General features: G+C 40.4%; 18 protein-coding genes and 1 other RNA gene. 18 read left to right on the top strand and 1 reads right to left on the bottom strand.

Annotated elements, in window-relative coordinates:
• Positions 1 to 145: 145 nt before the first annotated feature.
• From ssrA to NYR60_RS06465, 16 genes are all read left to right on the top strand, one after another.
• Positions 146 to 511: a transfer-messenger RNA gene (gene ssrA, locus NYR60_RS06540) on the top strand.
• Between the two features lie 185 nt (positions 512 to 696).
• Positions 697 to 1,926: an integrase arm-type DNA-binding domain-containing protein gene (locus tag NYR60_RS06535; protein WP_279466259.1), complete on the top strand. Its 1,230-nt coding sequence runs from the start codon at positions 697 to 699 to the stop codon at positions 1,924 to 1,926.
• 446 nt (positions 1,927 to 2,372) lie between these two features.
• The gene (locus NYR60_RS06530; protein WP_279466258.1) at positions 2,373 to 3,083 is read left to right on the top strand and encodes a hypothetical protein; all 711 of its coding nucleotides are present in this window, start codon (positions 2,373 to 2,375) and stop codon (positions 3,081 to 3,083) included.
• 181 nt (positions 3,084 to 3,264) lie between these two features.
• Positions 3,265 to 3,498: a helix-turn-helix transcriptional regulator gene (locus tag NYR60_RS06525; RefSeq protein ID WP_279466255.1), complete on the top strand. Its 234-nt coding sequence runs from the start codon at positions 3,265 to 3,267 to the stop codon at positions 3,496 to 3,498.
• 11 nt (positions 3,499 to 3,509) lie between these two features.
• The gene (locus NYR60_RS06520) at positions 3,510 to 3,890 is read left to right on the top strand and encodes a hypothetical protein (RefSeq protein ID WP_279466253.1); all 381 of its coding nucleotides are present in this window, start codon (positions 3,510 to 3,512) and stop codon (positions 3,888 to 3,890) included.
• Between the two features lie 27 nt (positions 3,891 to 3,917).
• The gene (locus NYR60_RS06515; protein WP_279466252.1) at positions 3,918 to 4,400 is read left to right on the top strand and encodes a hypothetical protein; all 483 of its coding nucleotides are present in this window, start codon (positions 3,918 to 3,920) and stop codon (positions 4,398 to 4,400) included.
• 260 nt (positions 4,401 to 4,660) lie between these two features.
• The gene (locus NYR60_RS06510; RefSeq protein ID WP_279466251.1) at positions 4,661 to 5,392 is read left to right on the top strand and encodes an antA/AntB antirepressor family protein; all 732 of its coding nucleotides are present in this window, start codon (positions 4,661 to 4,663) and stop codon (positions 5,390 to 5,392) included.
• Positions 5,393 to 5,506: 114 nt separating this feature from the next.
• Complete coding sequence (locus NYR60_RS06505; RefSeq protein ID WP_279466249.1) at positions 5,507 to 5,887, top strand: hypothetical protein; 381 nt, start codon at positions 5,507 to 5,509, stop codon at positions 5,885 to 5,887.
• Between the two features lie 266 nt (positions 5,888 to 6,153).
• Positions 6,154 to 6,789 (top strand): ash family protein, encoded by a 636-nt coding sequence (locus NYR60_RS06500; RefSeq protein WP_279466246.1) that lies wholly within the window; start codon positions 6,154 to 6,156, stop codon positions 6,787 to 6,789.
• Positions 6,782 to 7,003, top strand: a complete 222-nt coding sequence (locus NYR60_RS06495; protein ID WP_279466244.1) for a hypothetical protein — start codon at positions 6,782 to 6,784, stop codon at positions 7,001 to 7,003. Before NYR60_RS06500 ends, NYR60_RS06495 begins: the two co-directional genes overlap by 8 nt.
• A gap of 11 nt (positions 7,004 to 7,014) precedes the next feature.
• Positions 7,015 to 7,356 carry a hypothetical protein gene (locus tag NYR60_RS06490; protein ID WP_279466242.1) on the top strand — a complete coding sequence of 114 codons (342 nt, stop codon included), beginning with the start codon at positions 7,015 to 7,017 and terminating at the stop codon, positions 7,354 to 7,356.
• Positions 7,349 to 7,573, top strand: coding sequence for a hypothetical protein (locus NYR60_RS06485; RefSeq protein ID WP_279466241.1), 225 nt, complete (start codon positions 7,349 to 7,351; stop codon positions 7,571 to 7,573). Before NYR60_RS06490 ends, NYR60_RS06485 begins: the two co-directional genes overlap by 8 nt.
• A complete protein-coding gene (locus tag NYR60_RS06480; RefSeq protein WP_279466240.1) occupies positions 7,551 to 8,951 on the top strand; it encodes a DUF927 domain-containing protein in 1,401 nt (466 codons plus the stop codon). Before NYR60_RS06485 ends, NYR60_RS06480 begins: the two co-directional genes overlap by 23 nt.
• On the top strand, positions 8,912 to 9,721 hold the full coding sequence (locus tag NYR60_RS06475) for a hypothetical protein (RefSeq protein ID WP_279466239.1): 810 nt from the start codon (positions 8,912 to 8,914) through the stop codon (positions 9,719 to 9,721). Before NYR60_RS06480 ends, NYR60_RS06475 begins: the two co-directional genes overlap by 40 nt.
• Before the next feature lie 474 nt (positions 9,722 to 10,195).
• The gene (locus tag NYR60_RS06470; protein WP_279466237.1) at positions 10,196 to 10,294 is read left to right on the top strand and encodes a type II toxin-antitoxin system HigB family toxin; all 99 of its coding nucleotides are present in this window, start codon (positions 10,196 to 10,198) and stop codon (positions 10,292 to 10,294) included.
• Positions 10,295 to 10,424: 130 nt separating this feature from the next.
• A complete protein-coding gene (locus NYR60_RS06465) occupies positions 10,425 to 10,700 on the top strand; it encodes a helix-turn-helix domain-containing protein (RefSeq protein ID WP_279466235.1) in 276 nt (91 codons plus the stop codon).
• Positions 10,701 to 11,698: 998 nt separating this feature from the next.
• On the opposite strand, the gene asnA is transcribed toward NYR60_RS06465, so the two are convergent.
• On the bottom strand, positions 11,699 to 12,691 hold the full coding sequence (gene asnA, locus NYR60_RS06460; protein WP_279466233.1) for an aspartate--ammonia ligase: 993 nt from the start codon (positions 12,689 to 12,691) through the stop codon (positions 11,699 to 11,701).
• 181 nt (positions 12,692 to 12,872) lie between these two features.
• Between asnA and asnC the strand changes: the two genes are divergently transcribed.
• Entirely contained in the window at positions 12,873 to 13,334 is a 462-nt protein-coding gene (asnC, locus tag NYR60_RS06455) for a transcriptional regulator AsnC (RefSeq protein WP_215578125.1), read from the top strand.
• A gap of 183 nt (positions 13,335 to 13,517) precedes the next feature.
• On the top strand, positions 13,518 to 14,282 hold the full coding sequence (gene udp, locus NYR60_RS06450; RefSeq protein ID WP_279466231.1) for a uridine phosphorylase: 765 nt from the start codon (positions 13,518 to 13,520) through the stop codon (positions 14,280 to 14,282).
• The last annotated feature ends 31 nt before the right edge of the window (positions 14,283 to 14,313 follow it).

Genomic DNA, 14,313 nt, shown 5'->3' with positions numbered 1-14,313 from the left:
GTTTGGATTAGAATAGATTGGAGTCTATTTGTCAAAATAAAAAATCAAAAATTTTGAAGCACTCCACAAATTATTTGTATAAGCGGGCGAATTTACAAAATTTTTTGCAAAATCAACCGCTTTCTATTAGAATTGCAAAACTTTTGGGGCTGATTCTGGATTCGACGGGATTAGCGAAGTCCAAGGTGCACGTCGAGGTGCGGTAGGCCTCGTAAACAAACCGCAAAAAAATAGTCGCAAACGACGAACAATACGCTTTAGCAGCTTAATAACCTGCTCATAGCCTTATCGCCTCAGCTTCCGCTCGTAAGACGAGGGCAACGATAAGTCACCCAAAACGAGATCGTGTGGACGCCGCTGTTTGAGGATCGAAACACTAAATTGAATCAAACTAGCTTATTTCTTGCGTGTCTGTCCGCTGGAGGTAAGTGAAATTAAAGACCAGACTAAACGTGTAGTGCTGAAGATAGAGTAATTTCGGACGGGGGTTCAAATCCCCCCAGCTCCACCAAATCATGGTTCTATGAGAACCTACCGAATACGAAAGAGCCTTGAAATTCAACGTTTCAGGGCTTTTTTATTGCCCTATACGTACCTATGCGATACTATGGAATCCGAAGATTTTAGGAGTATATTTAGGAGTACGCCTGAAATACTCCTAAAAACCATACTCCTAAAACATAAAAAGGGCTTGATATGGCAAGGGAAACAGCACCTTTAAACGATACACAGATCAGAAAAGCAAAACCTGAAGATAGCCCCCTCAGAGATGGAAAAGGGCTACTATTATTCATCACCGCAAAATCTAAATTGTGGCGGTTTAGGTATGAACGCCCGATTACTAAAAAGCGAAATGATTTAAGCCTTGGGGCTTATCCTGAAATTAGCCTAGCAAGAGCAAGGGAAATCCGTGAAGAATATCGTGCTTTACTAGCTCAAGGCATAGATCCAGCCGAACACCGCCAACAACAAGAACAGGCAAAGCTAAACGAGCAGAATAACACTTATGAAAATGTTGCGTGGGCGTGGTTCGAATACCGCAAGACCAAGAAAAATTTTTCCGTTGATTATCAGAAAGACGTAGAAAGCCTAATCAGAAGAAATCTTTTGCCTCATTTTGGTCATTTGCCAATCACGGAAATTACAGCACCAATGGCATTAAAGGCATTCAAACCGTATCAAGACGCCGGCACACTAGAAAAACTTAAACGCACTATTCAAAAGCATAACGAAATTATGACCTATGCTTTACACCGTGAAATGATTAGCTTTAATCCTACGGCAAACATTTCAAAAGAGTTTGATAGCCCAACGGTTGAACACTTTAAGACGATCAAGCCCGAAGACTTAGGGGAATTTCTTTACACCTTGAATAACGCCCAAATTCATTTACAGACCCGTTATTTAATTTTGTGGCAATTGCTCACGATGACCCGTCCAAATGAATCCGCTAGTGCTGAATGGTCGGAAATTGATTTAGAGCGTAAGCTATGGATTATCCCCGCTGAAAAAATGAAACGTGGCACAGAACATAAAGTAACGCTATCACGCCAAGCATTAGCCCTACTGCGTGAAATCAAAAAACTAAGTGGCGGTAAGTCCTATTTGTTCCTAAACACGAAAAACCCACAAAAGCATATTAATGCCCAAACCGCCAACGCGGCTATTAAGCGAATGGGCTTTGAAGGGAAGTTGGTGGCTCACGGTATGCGGTCGATTGCTTCCACCTACCTAAATGAGCAGGGCTATGACAGCGATTTAATCGAGGTGGCACTATCACACCTCAACAATGACCGTATTAAAACAGCTTACGATAGGGGAGAGCGGTTAGAACAACGTTTTAAATTGCTTCAAGCGTGGGCGGATTTTGTCGATGAATGTTCGCAAGGGGCGATTCCACAATATCATTTGAAAATGGTTGCTTAAGAAAAAAATCAGTCCCTTTTTATTTTTTGATTGGTCTAACCGGCTCAACATTGAGATGGTTGCCTCAAATTTGAGGACACCCCCTAATGCTTTTACCGAAACAGTAAAAATAAATTGACCGAAACGGTAAAACATTTACCGAAACAGTAATCTCTATCACGCCGGTGCGATGAATCCCTATAATTTCGGGAACTCCCTACTTTTTCGGGATTCATTCCGCCAACCATTCTTACGATTCGCATAATTGTACAATAAACAAACAGATACACATTAGATAACTGTTATTTTATCCACCAATCTGATACTATACAGACCAACCGAAGCCGATTTAATCGGCAGTCAATTTGAGCAACTAGGTACGGACTAATTACCCGAGCCGAAAAGAAACTACCCTATTAGTTTCCTGTTGCTCACTCTCTTAATAGGGCAACGTATAGGGGCGTTTTATGAAAGTAGAAAGAGTAATTTATGGGCGAGAAAATGAATTTATCGCTTTACCTTATTGTGTTAGATGGATCGCTAGTAAGTTTGGCTTAACCGAGATAACAGCCTTACAAGTGTTAAGAGATAAAATAATATCTAGTAATGGTGATAATGTTCACATTGATATTTACGGAAAACTAGAAGAACAGGAAAATGAAGATATAGAATTTTATTTGGTTGCGAATGATAAGAAAGTATATTTTCCTCACGAGCTAGAATACATTGTAGAGGTTATTGACTTCTTGAAAGAATATGGGGCTTATGCCACGCCTCACAAAGAAAGTACAAAATTCTTTTATGACAAATATCATATAAAAAAACGAAACTTGTATCTATTCTTTCTTTTAAATGAAGAAATAGCTAATTTTGAACAATTACAGCTTCTACAACCCACAGCCAAAGATGAAGAAATAGCGCGATTAAATGCAGAAATTGCAGAGCTTAAAAAAACTGAAATAGCGCAAGCAAAGGATAATGTTTATGAAGGAGAAATTCCACTTCAAACGGATAGGGATAAATTAGCCCACTTTATCAAGCTAATCATTCAAAAAAGCGAATTTATGAAAGACTGTGGAATGCCAACGTATAGCGAACTATATACAATGCTTTCACACAAATTCCCAAATGAACGGATACCATCAAAAAACACCCTGAATAAATACCTAAACCCTTAAATTTAACCTTTAACCGCCCTCGTGGCGGTTTTTTATGTCTGAATGGTTCATTTGCTCATTGAACAAGTTCATTTGTTCATTATCCACTTGAACACGTATCTATTTCCTAAAATCCACCTCGTACCGCCAAGACCTACAAAGGCTTACGGCAAGTTATTCAACTTTACGAGGAGGATTCTCAATGACTTACCAAGACACAAACATTTCTGAACGCATTATTCGCAAGCCGGAATATCTATCACGCTTAGGCGTAAGCAAATCTACCCTAACAGACTGGGAAAACCCTAAATCAAAACGTTATCGCCCTGATTGCCCGAAGAAAATCAAATTAGGAGCTAATTCAGTCGGTTATCTCGAAAGTGAAGTAAACGCATTTATCAAAGCGTTAGCAGACAACAGAACTGAAACCGTATAAAGGAGAAGTTTATGAACACTAATACTACACGTAAAGAAAAGCTAGGAAGTTATTTATTAACAAGCCGTAACGGTTTTTCTGAACTGGACGGAATGAGGGAATTAGGCATCACCAGCGGTCGAAACGAGATCAACGAACTAGAAGCGATTACACAGGCTGAATTTATTCGTATTCAAGAACATAACCAAAACGGAGGTACGCATTTTCGCTATTTCTTAGCAGATAAGACACAGGCGGAGAGATTAATCACTTTCCTAAATGGGAAAGCAGTAAGTCGTAACGTAGCGATTCCCTATCCGCCAACGGTGGCGGAATCTGTACTTGATCAGTTAGCAATGCCAACACAGGCGCAATTACAGCACAAAGTACGTAAACCAGTGAAAGGAGTGTAAGAAGTGAGAATAAACCCTATTGCGCAGATGAAAAAGCCAAAGGCAGGTAAAGCATCAACACCAACGGCAATCGCCCTCAAAAGCCCTACAGTACCGCCAAAAGCGAAAGGCAAGGCAACCCCGCCAACGACTAACGGTTCGCATAGTGGCGGAAAATTAACGCTTACAGGCTTTTACCAAATGGATCGGCAATTTGAGCTAATGAAAGGGGCAGTAGAACGTTGTAAGCGTGATTTCCCTGATTGTTGGCATATGAAAGAAAACCACCGTAGCGAATGCCTAGACCTAGCGGAAAGGCTACAAACAGGGCTTGACCTATGGCAAGAAATCGAACAAATCGCACCGCTTACCCAAGAGCAAAAAGCCAAATTTAAAGCGTTCAAACGTGGGGCGGTATTCTTCATTTCACGCCTGAAAGCAACCGCCCTACATATTGAGCAAGTGGCAAACAGCACCATTAAGGCAACTTTTACAGATGAACCACAAGTAGGACACCAAAATGAAGTGTGAAATAGCCAAGATGAATACAGTATTAATTCAGCACGCATTTGATCACTACACCGTAGGCAATAAGAACGTATTCACGTTTAAGAGCCTATACAACGATGAAGAACCCTACCCACTTGAGGAGCTTATTACTTGCCTTGCTACGCATATTCAGATTTTAGAAGCGGAGCAACAAATACGACAGAACGAGAGCCGGCAGACTTCAATATGGCTATATGCGAAAAGAATTAAACAATTAGAACAGATTAGAAAGGGAAAGTGAGATGAAAGGATTAAATGATCAATTACCGGTAATTCAAACATTACAAAAAGGCGGATTACCACAGCAATTAATCAATGCCCGTGATTTATGGCAGTTTTTAGAGAGTAAGCAACGTTTCGCAGATTGGTTTAAAAATGCAGTTAATGAGGGGTTATTCAAATCGGGAAAAGACTACTTTTTGCATCATAAATTTATGAAGCAAAAAATGAACAATTCAGACAAGCGAGGCGGACACAACAGAAAAGATTATGCGATTACCCTCTCAATGGCGAAAGAGATTGCAATGCTAGAACGCAACGCACAAGGGAAATTAGCAAGGCAGTATTTCATTCAATGCGAAGAGAAGCTGGCAGAGATTGCACCTAATGCGGTGGCGGAATACCGCCAAGAATGGAAGCAGAAACGCAATGAGGCGATGACACCTTATAAACGTACTTGCGAAGCCTTGAAACGTTGTAGAGAGCGATTAGGGAAGCCTACAGAAAGCCACATATTCACCAATGAAGCCAATATGCTTTCATCATTGGCGGTAGGTATGAGTATTCAGCAATGGAAACAAGCTCATGGCATTACTACAGAGCCGAGAGAAGCATTCAATGCCGAGCAGTTAGAGAAGCTCACCTACTTAGAACAAGCGGACGAAATGCTTTTAGATTTAGGCATTATCGACTTTCAACAACGCAAAGCTAAATTAGGCGAAATGTTGGCGGTAAGGTTTAGTGGCTCAAATTGAGCGACTAAATTTTAAACAACCTATCCCAATGGGAGCGTTATACGGAATGGTAGAGCTATTACTACTACGAATTACTACACACTACTATGAAGTTTCAATGAGGAGTTAATCAGAATGTACGGCCATCAAATCCGGCAAAGGTTCGCTATTGAGTACGCTCACAGAGGCAATGCAACCCAAGCACTTGAGGCGGTATTAGGCGCAGAGAGAGCCGGACGAATGAAACCGGTAACGTTACGAGCCAAAGCAAGCACATTGTTAAATGACTACCGCACCGTAGTGCTGATTGAACAGGAAAAATTTGCAATGCTAGAACGTGGCGAGCGATTACCAAGATTTAGGAAGCGAACGGAACGCACAGATTTAATGAATGAACTCACTGAGAAGCTCAAGCCAACACAGCAACCGGTAGATCCATTACAAGAGATTCGAGGCATTAAAACAATATTGAAACAGCTAGCACGAGCAACAAAACGAAGACGGAAACGGTACTAGAACGGTAAAGATACGGTGCGAATACGGGACACTTTTCAAAAGTTCCCCCAGTAAAACTTGACTTTATTAGCAAATAAAAATCCGTTCCACACTATCACGGGAATTAAATCCCTACTATCTCGGGAAGTCCCGTGATTTTAGGGAGCAAATATTGAATTTCGGGAGCAGTACGCGTGCGCGAGGACAAGAATTCTTGGAGTCCATAAAAACGCCCTCAAAGCGACGCTAAGAGGGCAAGAACAAAAATCTAAAAAAGTATTTAACCGATGAATATTTTACAGTACATCACAACAAATAGCGACACAATCGACAATAATCCGCAAGGTTATTTAGATATGGTTCATTCCGTACTCTTGGCGGAATTTGCAAAAAATGAAGAAATTTCGACCGCTTGTAAAAAGAATTGCTTTACAAGTTTAGTGAATAAGGTTTATGCTATTCTCGCTTTCGCAAAATCGGAAGCCGAGCGTGGAAACTCGAATAATTTACTTGTGGCGAACACTAGCACGCCCTTCAATGACCGTGCTTTTTTTGTTCGTGGACTAAACACACCTAAAGAAAATAACCAATCCAAAAATGGATTTGTTACATTTCTCTCAATGGTAGCGTTTAGTGGGCAACGTTTAATCGTTGGCTGTGTTCCACAAGTCGCAGTTTTCCACCCCGCTAAACGCTATCGCCAAGCCGTGGAAAGCAAAGCGATAGACTCTAAAAATTTACTTGTGGAGCTATCAGCCATGATCTACCTATTCAAAGCCGTAAGCCGTTTAGACTTACGCAACACTTCAAAACCGATTTCATCATTCCCTTGCTATACCGTGCGTATTAAAGCCGATAGCTTAGAGCAAGCAAAAGCGATGGTATGCCCTTTCTTTGCTGTTAAGGAGGTGGTCTATGCGTAATCAAGCAGTAAAACCACAAGCTAATCCAACCTTAACGGCTGAAGATATTCAAGAGATTAAAAAGGCACGTAAGCAGTTATGGAGTGTTTTCGCCATCATTAAGACAATGAGCCAATCACAGCACGATGAGCCTATGGATTATGCGATTGCACTCGAAGGCGTGGCGAAATTAATGTGCGACACTCTCGCTAATTTTGAAGAGATTAATCTTTAGGGGGTGGATCTATGCGTAACACAAATAAATTAATCACAGATATTCGTGAGCAAACCGACAACCTCGATATGCTCCTTACCTATGCGAATAGTTTATCAAGTGCGATTAGCGTCGATCATTCTGAGAACCTAAGCACAGATGGCGAAGGCGGATTTACTTATAGCGATGATATTGCAGACGGCTTACTTGCCCTTAATGATTACCTTATTGAGCAGGTCAAACAGGTACACCGCCAACGTGACGACCATATTTACGAATTAATCCAAGCTCACAAGGCACAGACAGAAGCATTGAACGCTTACAAATTAGCGGAGTGTGAACGAAAAGCGGTGGAGGTAGCAAAAGATGAATAATTTAGACACCCTCCGAACAATTAAACAGCCGTTAGATATGGCGAAGATGTTCTTTGAAATAGCTTTAACCGGCGACGGTGCGGTACGACGTGAAAACGGCACGCTGATGAGCCGAGATGAAATACTGGCGGAAGCCTTTCAATACTTAGACGAAGCTCACACTTACTTACAGGAAGTGATCGAAGAGGTGGAATATGAACAAAATTCGCTTTTATGATGACCAGTTAGCAAAAACGAATGTCCTCAACGATTGGATTATTCTAGCAGGAAGAGACGCACACAAAGCCTATTACCGTTGGAATAAAGAGGCTAACAGATCAGAAGCAGGCAAGGGCGAAAGATGGGCGTTAATTCGTGATAGCTTCAGGCTAGGCAATGATATGATTCCGTGCTTGTTGGATAGCAAAGACTTGAGCCAATTAGACCGCTTGTTACTTGCACCAACCGCACAGCGATTCATTAAAATATTCCAAGTGGGGGAACTCCCCACTTTGGCGAAAGATAAAGACGATTTCCGAACACGGGTATTGATGAATCTCACAGAACATTGCCCGAATCTTACCGCCATAGAATGGGTAGATGAAGGTTTTGAGGCGGAGAATCTCACAAGCGAATATCAACGCATTAAGAACGGACAGCACGCTACTGCTGAAATTTTAGAGCAACGCACACTTAACCCAGAAGATGATACAGCCCCACGTGTAGAAATGCGTAAGCGTGGCGGATTAAAAGGCTTGTACTACATAACTACTCGTATTGTGGACGGCGAGAAAGTCGAAAGCGAAAAATGGTTATCCGATTTTGTCGAGGTAATTGGGCTAGGTAAAGGCGAAAGTGAACATTTCATTATTTTGCAAAAAGAGAAGCAAGAACGACCGCTTGTTATGCCATTGAAAGATGTAGGCGAGCGTGATGGTTGGCAATATTTGAAGCGTAATGATGTTACCGTAACAACGAAGCAAGCCTTGCGTGCGGAATTGGCGGATTATTTGCAATTTAAAAGCCGAACCGCCAAGCAGTATTACATTACTGACAAAACCGGTTGGAATGACGATTTAACCGCTTTCATCTTGCCAAACGGGGAAACCCTAGGACAACCTCTAACTCCAACCATTTTCCGCAATTTAACGCAGAATATTGACGGGTACAGAGTAAGTGGAACAACAGCGGATTGGGTAGATAATGTAGGGCGTTATTGTGTAGGCAATCCGTCGATGATGTTATCAGTTGGCGTTGCGTTAAGTGCGCCATTATTGAAACTTTTAGAAGCGGACGGCTACGGCGTACACCTCTACGAAGATTCAACATTCGGCAAAACAACCGCTTTAAATATTGCTTCCTCAATTTACGGACACCCAAGAGAAACCCGTACAGCGTGGAATGCGACACCGTTAGCCTTACAGAACGAAGCCTTTAGCCGTAACGGGCTATTTATGCCGTTAGATGAAATCAGTGAAGCCAGTCCGAAAGCCGTAGCACAGACTGCTTATAGCTTGTTTAACGGACAAGGCAAGCTACAAGGTGCGAAAGAGGGGGGAAATCGCAAGTCGATCAAATGGCTAGTGACGAATCTCTCCACCAGGAGGAGGGCTTAGAAAGCTATCTCAAGCAACAAGGGATAAAAGTCAATGCCGGGCAATTAGTCCGCTTGCTTAATATCCCGATGAAACGAGCGACAGAGTTTCACGGCTTAGCGGACGGTAAAACGCACGCTGATATGCTAAATGCGAACGTCATTCGCTATTTTGGTGCGGTGGGCGTAGATTGGATTACTTACTTGATTCAAGCAGAGAAAAGCGAATTAAAGGCGTTATACGATAAAGTAAAACAATCTCGATTAAAGAGCTTGCCGGATAATTCAGAGCCACAAATTAAGCGAGTGATGGCGGATAGATTCGCCCTCATTGAAACCGCCTTATTGTTGGCCAAGGATATTTTACAATGGACGGAAAAAGATATATCAAACGCTATTACGGCCAACTTCAATGAATGGGTAAATGCTTATGGTTGGCACTCGAAGAAACACACTCAAATCATTGAACAAGTGAACGGTTGGCTATTGGTAAATGCTGATACTCGTTTTGAAGAGTTTCCACCGGACGGCACACAGAAACCTATCAGTAATAAAGCCGGTTATCGACTGGTAGAAGATGACCGTTATTTTGTATTCAAAAGCGTATTTGAAGATGAAGCCTTACAGGGGCAGACGAAAGAGGTCGCTTTACCCGTGCTTTTAAAAGCGGGGATTCTTCACAAGGGAGAAGGCAACGGCTACGCATACCTCCAACGAATGCCGCACAAGATCAACCCAAAGAGAACGAGGGCATATCTTGTAGAGATTCTCAATGAGAATAGCGACGAATAGCCATATCATTAAACTACATTCAGACCGCCATTATTGGCGGTTTTTTTGTTATGCTTTATTGTTTATAAAATGCACTTTTTATACAGCCTGTATAAATTTATTCCCCCTTTCTATTAGGAAGCATATTTTTAATAGTCCAATAGTCCAAAATACCCTTTTTAAGGTATGAAATCATTATATATCAATAAGTTAGATGTAAAATTATTGGACTATCATTGGACTAAAATCACCGTTTTTGGACTAAAATACCCCCTTTTTGGACTAAATGCTAAAGTTAAAAAAATGAAAATCTTCAAAATCATTTAGTCCAAAAGCCACCTAAAATAGTCCAAAACGGAAAAAAAATAGTCCAAAAAATTTTATGTAACCAATTGAATATAAAAAGAAAAGTGAGTTTTTGGACTAATTGGACTATTGGACTACGAATTTTTCCTTATATATAAGAGAGGGTAGAAAGTGTGAAAATCTTATACAGTGGTTTTGGTATTTAATATCAAAGGCAATGATTACCGCCTAATCGTGGCGGTAGCGTTTAAAATGGGAGCAGTTTATATTTATTGGTACACATTCTGAATACGATAAAATAGACGCACACACCGTAGAAAATTAACAGGAGGGAAGGAATATCAAACCAATCAGAAATGAGGCGGATTATCAAACCGCTCTCAAAGCAATAGAACCCTTTTTTGACAAAGAGGACGAATTGAGCGAAAGCGAGTTAGATTATTTTGAGATTATGCTCACGCTAATCGAAAACTACGAAAGCAAGCATTACCCTATTGATCCGCCAAATCCTGTTGAAGCTATAAAATTCAGAATGGAACAGCAAGGGCTAACGGTTAAGGATATGGGCGACACGATAGGTAAGCCTAATAGAGTCTATGAAGTATTAAACAGAACAAGACCGCTTAAGCTAAAGATGATTCGTAACCTACACCAAAAGCTAGGCATAGGAGCGGATATTCTTATTCAAGCCTAATATTAAGAGCCTTATTCAGAGATGAATAGGGCTTTTTTATATTGTTCAAAAACCTAACCAATCCAAAACTGGAGCGGTTAAATGACAAGTTTTGACAAGTCAAAGACTAACATTTACTAACAAGCGGGCTACTAAGTTTTGCTAAGAGATTAGCTCAAAAGTGAGCCAACCAACCGCCCCGAAATGACAAAACGACAACCCGCCAAATGACACCGCCAAGCTATCCAACCACCAACAGCGGGCAAACCTTATAAAACCTAATAGCCAACGGATAACAAAGCTCAACTTTGAGCTTTGTTTTAAAATCAATGACTTATAATTAGTGAATTTTGAAAGGGAGCAAGTGATCAGGGGGTATCAGCCAATGCCGTACACCTCACACTTTTAGCAGTTGTAGGCAAATGTACACAACCGCTACAGCGTCCATTTTTGGATTTTGCGAACCGTTACCATAAGGCAACACACCGCCAACGCTCAAAGGCTACTGGAAAGCGTGGCGGAATTGAAACAAGGGCAAGGCATTGAAAGGGAGCTAGTAGAGTGAAATTTATCGTATGAATTATCCGATGATCACACTTTTTGCGTGATGAATTTCCTTGATACCTTACCCAAAAAGGGAAAAATAATTTACCCAAAACAGGCAAAGTAAACTACCCTTGAAATTTTAACCGGTGAACCGTGGTCATATGACCACAACTAAACTGTTGCGATAACACAACCCCCTATCATACCGGTGCTAATCATTCTTACGATCCAAATAATTGTCTATAAAACAGGATAATTTATAGATGACTTTTGATTTTAGGAGTAGATTTAGGAGTATGGTTCAAAAATCAAATGATAAGAATCTAGTATTTGCAATGGTTTAGAGGGTGCAATTCAGATGACCTCAGCCCAAATTTCATAAAAAAATCCCTAGCTTAAAAGGCTAGGGATTTTTGTTTAAATTGATATAAAAGAGCTGAATTGCATTGGCAAATCAGCTCTTAATTTTTTAATTACAGAATATGTTTATATTTTTCTAGCATTTCTTTCGGCCATACGCTTGATTGAACTTCACCGATATGGGCTTTACGTAATAAGAACATAACTAGACGAGATTGACCGATACCACCACCGATTGAAAGTGGTAAGCGACCTGCTAATAAATCTTTGTGCCAATCCATTTCTAAACGATCTTGGTCGCCAGTTAATTCAACTTGTAAACGAAGTGCTTTTTCGTCAACACGGATACCCATTGATGAAAGTTCAAATGCTGAACCAAGTTGTTCATTCCACACTAAAATATCGCCGTTTAAACCTTTGTAACCGTTTTCAGATTGGGTTGTCCAGTCATCGTAGTCCGGTGCACGACCATCATGTGGTTTACCGTCTGATAATTTACCGCCGATACCGATTAAGAATACCGCACCGTGTTCTTTACAGATCGCGTTTTCACGTTCTTTACCAGTCATATTCGGGTAACGTTGTACTAATTCTTCGCTGTGTACGAATGTAATGTGTTTAGGTAGGATTGATGGAATATCAAAACGTGCTTCTACGGCTAATTCAGTTAAGCGAATCGCTTTATAGATTTCGTTTACCGTTTCTTTTAAGAAATCAAAATTACGACGACCTTCAGGAATCACTTTTTCCCAGTCCCATTGGTCTACATAAACAGAGTGTGTTGGATCGAGTGAATCTTCATCTGGACGTAATGCTTTCATATGTACGAATAAGCCTTCGCCTTCTTTAAAACCGAAACGAGCTAAAGTGTGACGTTTCCATTTTGCGAGTGAGTGAACTACTTCAAAAGTTGCACCCGGAATACATTTCACATTAACTTGAACCGCTTTTTCGATACCGGAAAGATTATCTTGCATACCATTACCCACTTGGCTGAGGATCGGACCTTGCACCTCAATAATGCCTAGTTTGTCAATTAAATATTGGGTAAATGTGTTTTTCACAAAGCTGATTTCTTGTTGTTGTAAAATGAATGTTTTTTTCATTATCGTATTCCTTATAAATAGTATGATTTGTTCTCATGATTAAGTGAGATGAATGTAATTTAATATAATCTCTAAAAAATGCAATATTTATCAAATAAAAATCTTTTTATGTTAGATTTTATCTAATTATTTATGTTAAATTTTATGAAATCATCAATAAATTAAAAATGGAGTATGAATTTTGCACACAAAATATCAAATTGATCAGTTGGATCAGCTTATTCTACGTGCATTAGTAGAAGATGCTCGTACGCCTTATGCGGAAATGGCAAAAAATTTTGGGGTAAGTGCCGGGACTATTCACGTTCGTGTAGAAAAAATGCGTCAATCGGGTATTATTGAAGGGACTAAAATCCGTATCAATGAACGCAAGCTAGGTTATGACGTTTGTTGTTTTATCGGCATTATTTTGAAATCGGCAAAAGATTATGAAAAAGTTATAGCAAAATTAAATGAGTTTGAAGAAGTGGTCGAGGCTTACTATACCACCGGTAATTATTCGATTTTTATTAAGGTAATGACGCATACGATAGAAGAACTACACCGTGTTTTAGCAACGAAAATTCAGTTGATCGACGAGATTCAATCTACCGAAACATTGATTTCGATGCAAAACCCGATTCTAAGAGGGATCAAGCCGTAAAAACGAAGTTGTTAAAAATCGTACAAATTTAACCGCTAGTTTAGCGAAAACGCAAACGTTTTCATTTGATCGGCTTCACAAATTTGCAAATTTTTTATTAAAAACAATCGCTTATCTTGAATTTTCGTGCTTGAATAAGCACAAGTTTTTGATTTTATAGTGTCCAAAGAAAGGAGATTATGTATGTCTGAAGTATTTCATCTAGGCTTAACTAAAGCAATGTTAAAAGGGGCTAAAGTGGCAATCGTGCCAGGTGATCCTGCACGTAGCGAACGAATTGCACAAAAAATGGATAACCCTGAATTTCTCGTTTCAACGCGTGAATTTACGTCTTGGTTAGGTTATGTAGGCGGAGAGCCGATTGTTGTGTGTTCAACTGGTATTGGCGGTCCGTCAGTATCCATTTGTGTTGAAGAATTAGCTCAACTTGGCGTGCGTACATTCTTACGTATCGGTACAACCGGTGCGATCCAACCGCATATTAATGTTGGTGATGTACTTGTCACAACAGGTGCGGTTCGTTTAGATGGGGCAAGCCGTCACTTTGCACCGTTAGAATATCCAGCGGTGGCAAATTTTGAATGTACAAATGAGCTTTATGCGGCTGCGAAAAACCAAGGCGTAACGCCTTATGTGGGTATTACCGCTTCATCTGATACATTCTATCCGGGTCAAGAACGTTATGATACTTATAGCGGTAAAGTTTATCGTCATTTCCAAGGTTCATTAAAACAATGGCAAGATCTAAATGTAATGAACTTTGAAATGGAATCAGGTACATTATTTACAATGTGTTCTGCACTTGGTTTACGTGCCGGAATGGTGTCAGGGGTCATTGTGAATCGTACGCAACAAGAAATCCCGAATGAAGCAACGATCCATGCAACGGAACAAACAGCGATCGCTGTTGTTGTTGAAGCTGCTGGAAAACTCGCAAAATCAGTGTAATAGATTAAAATTCATAACAAGCGGTCAGATT

It is taken from the genome of Actinobacillus genomosp. 2 (assembly GCF_029773605.1).
Lineage (GTDB): Bacteria > Pseudomonadota > Gammaproteobacteria > Enterobacterales > Pasteurellaceae > Actinobacillus.
This window is presented reverse-complemented; position numbering and strand designations above follow the sequence as displayed.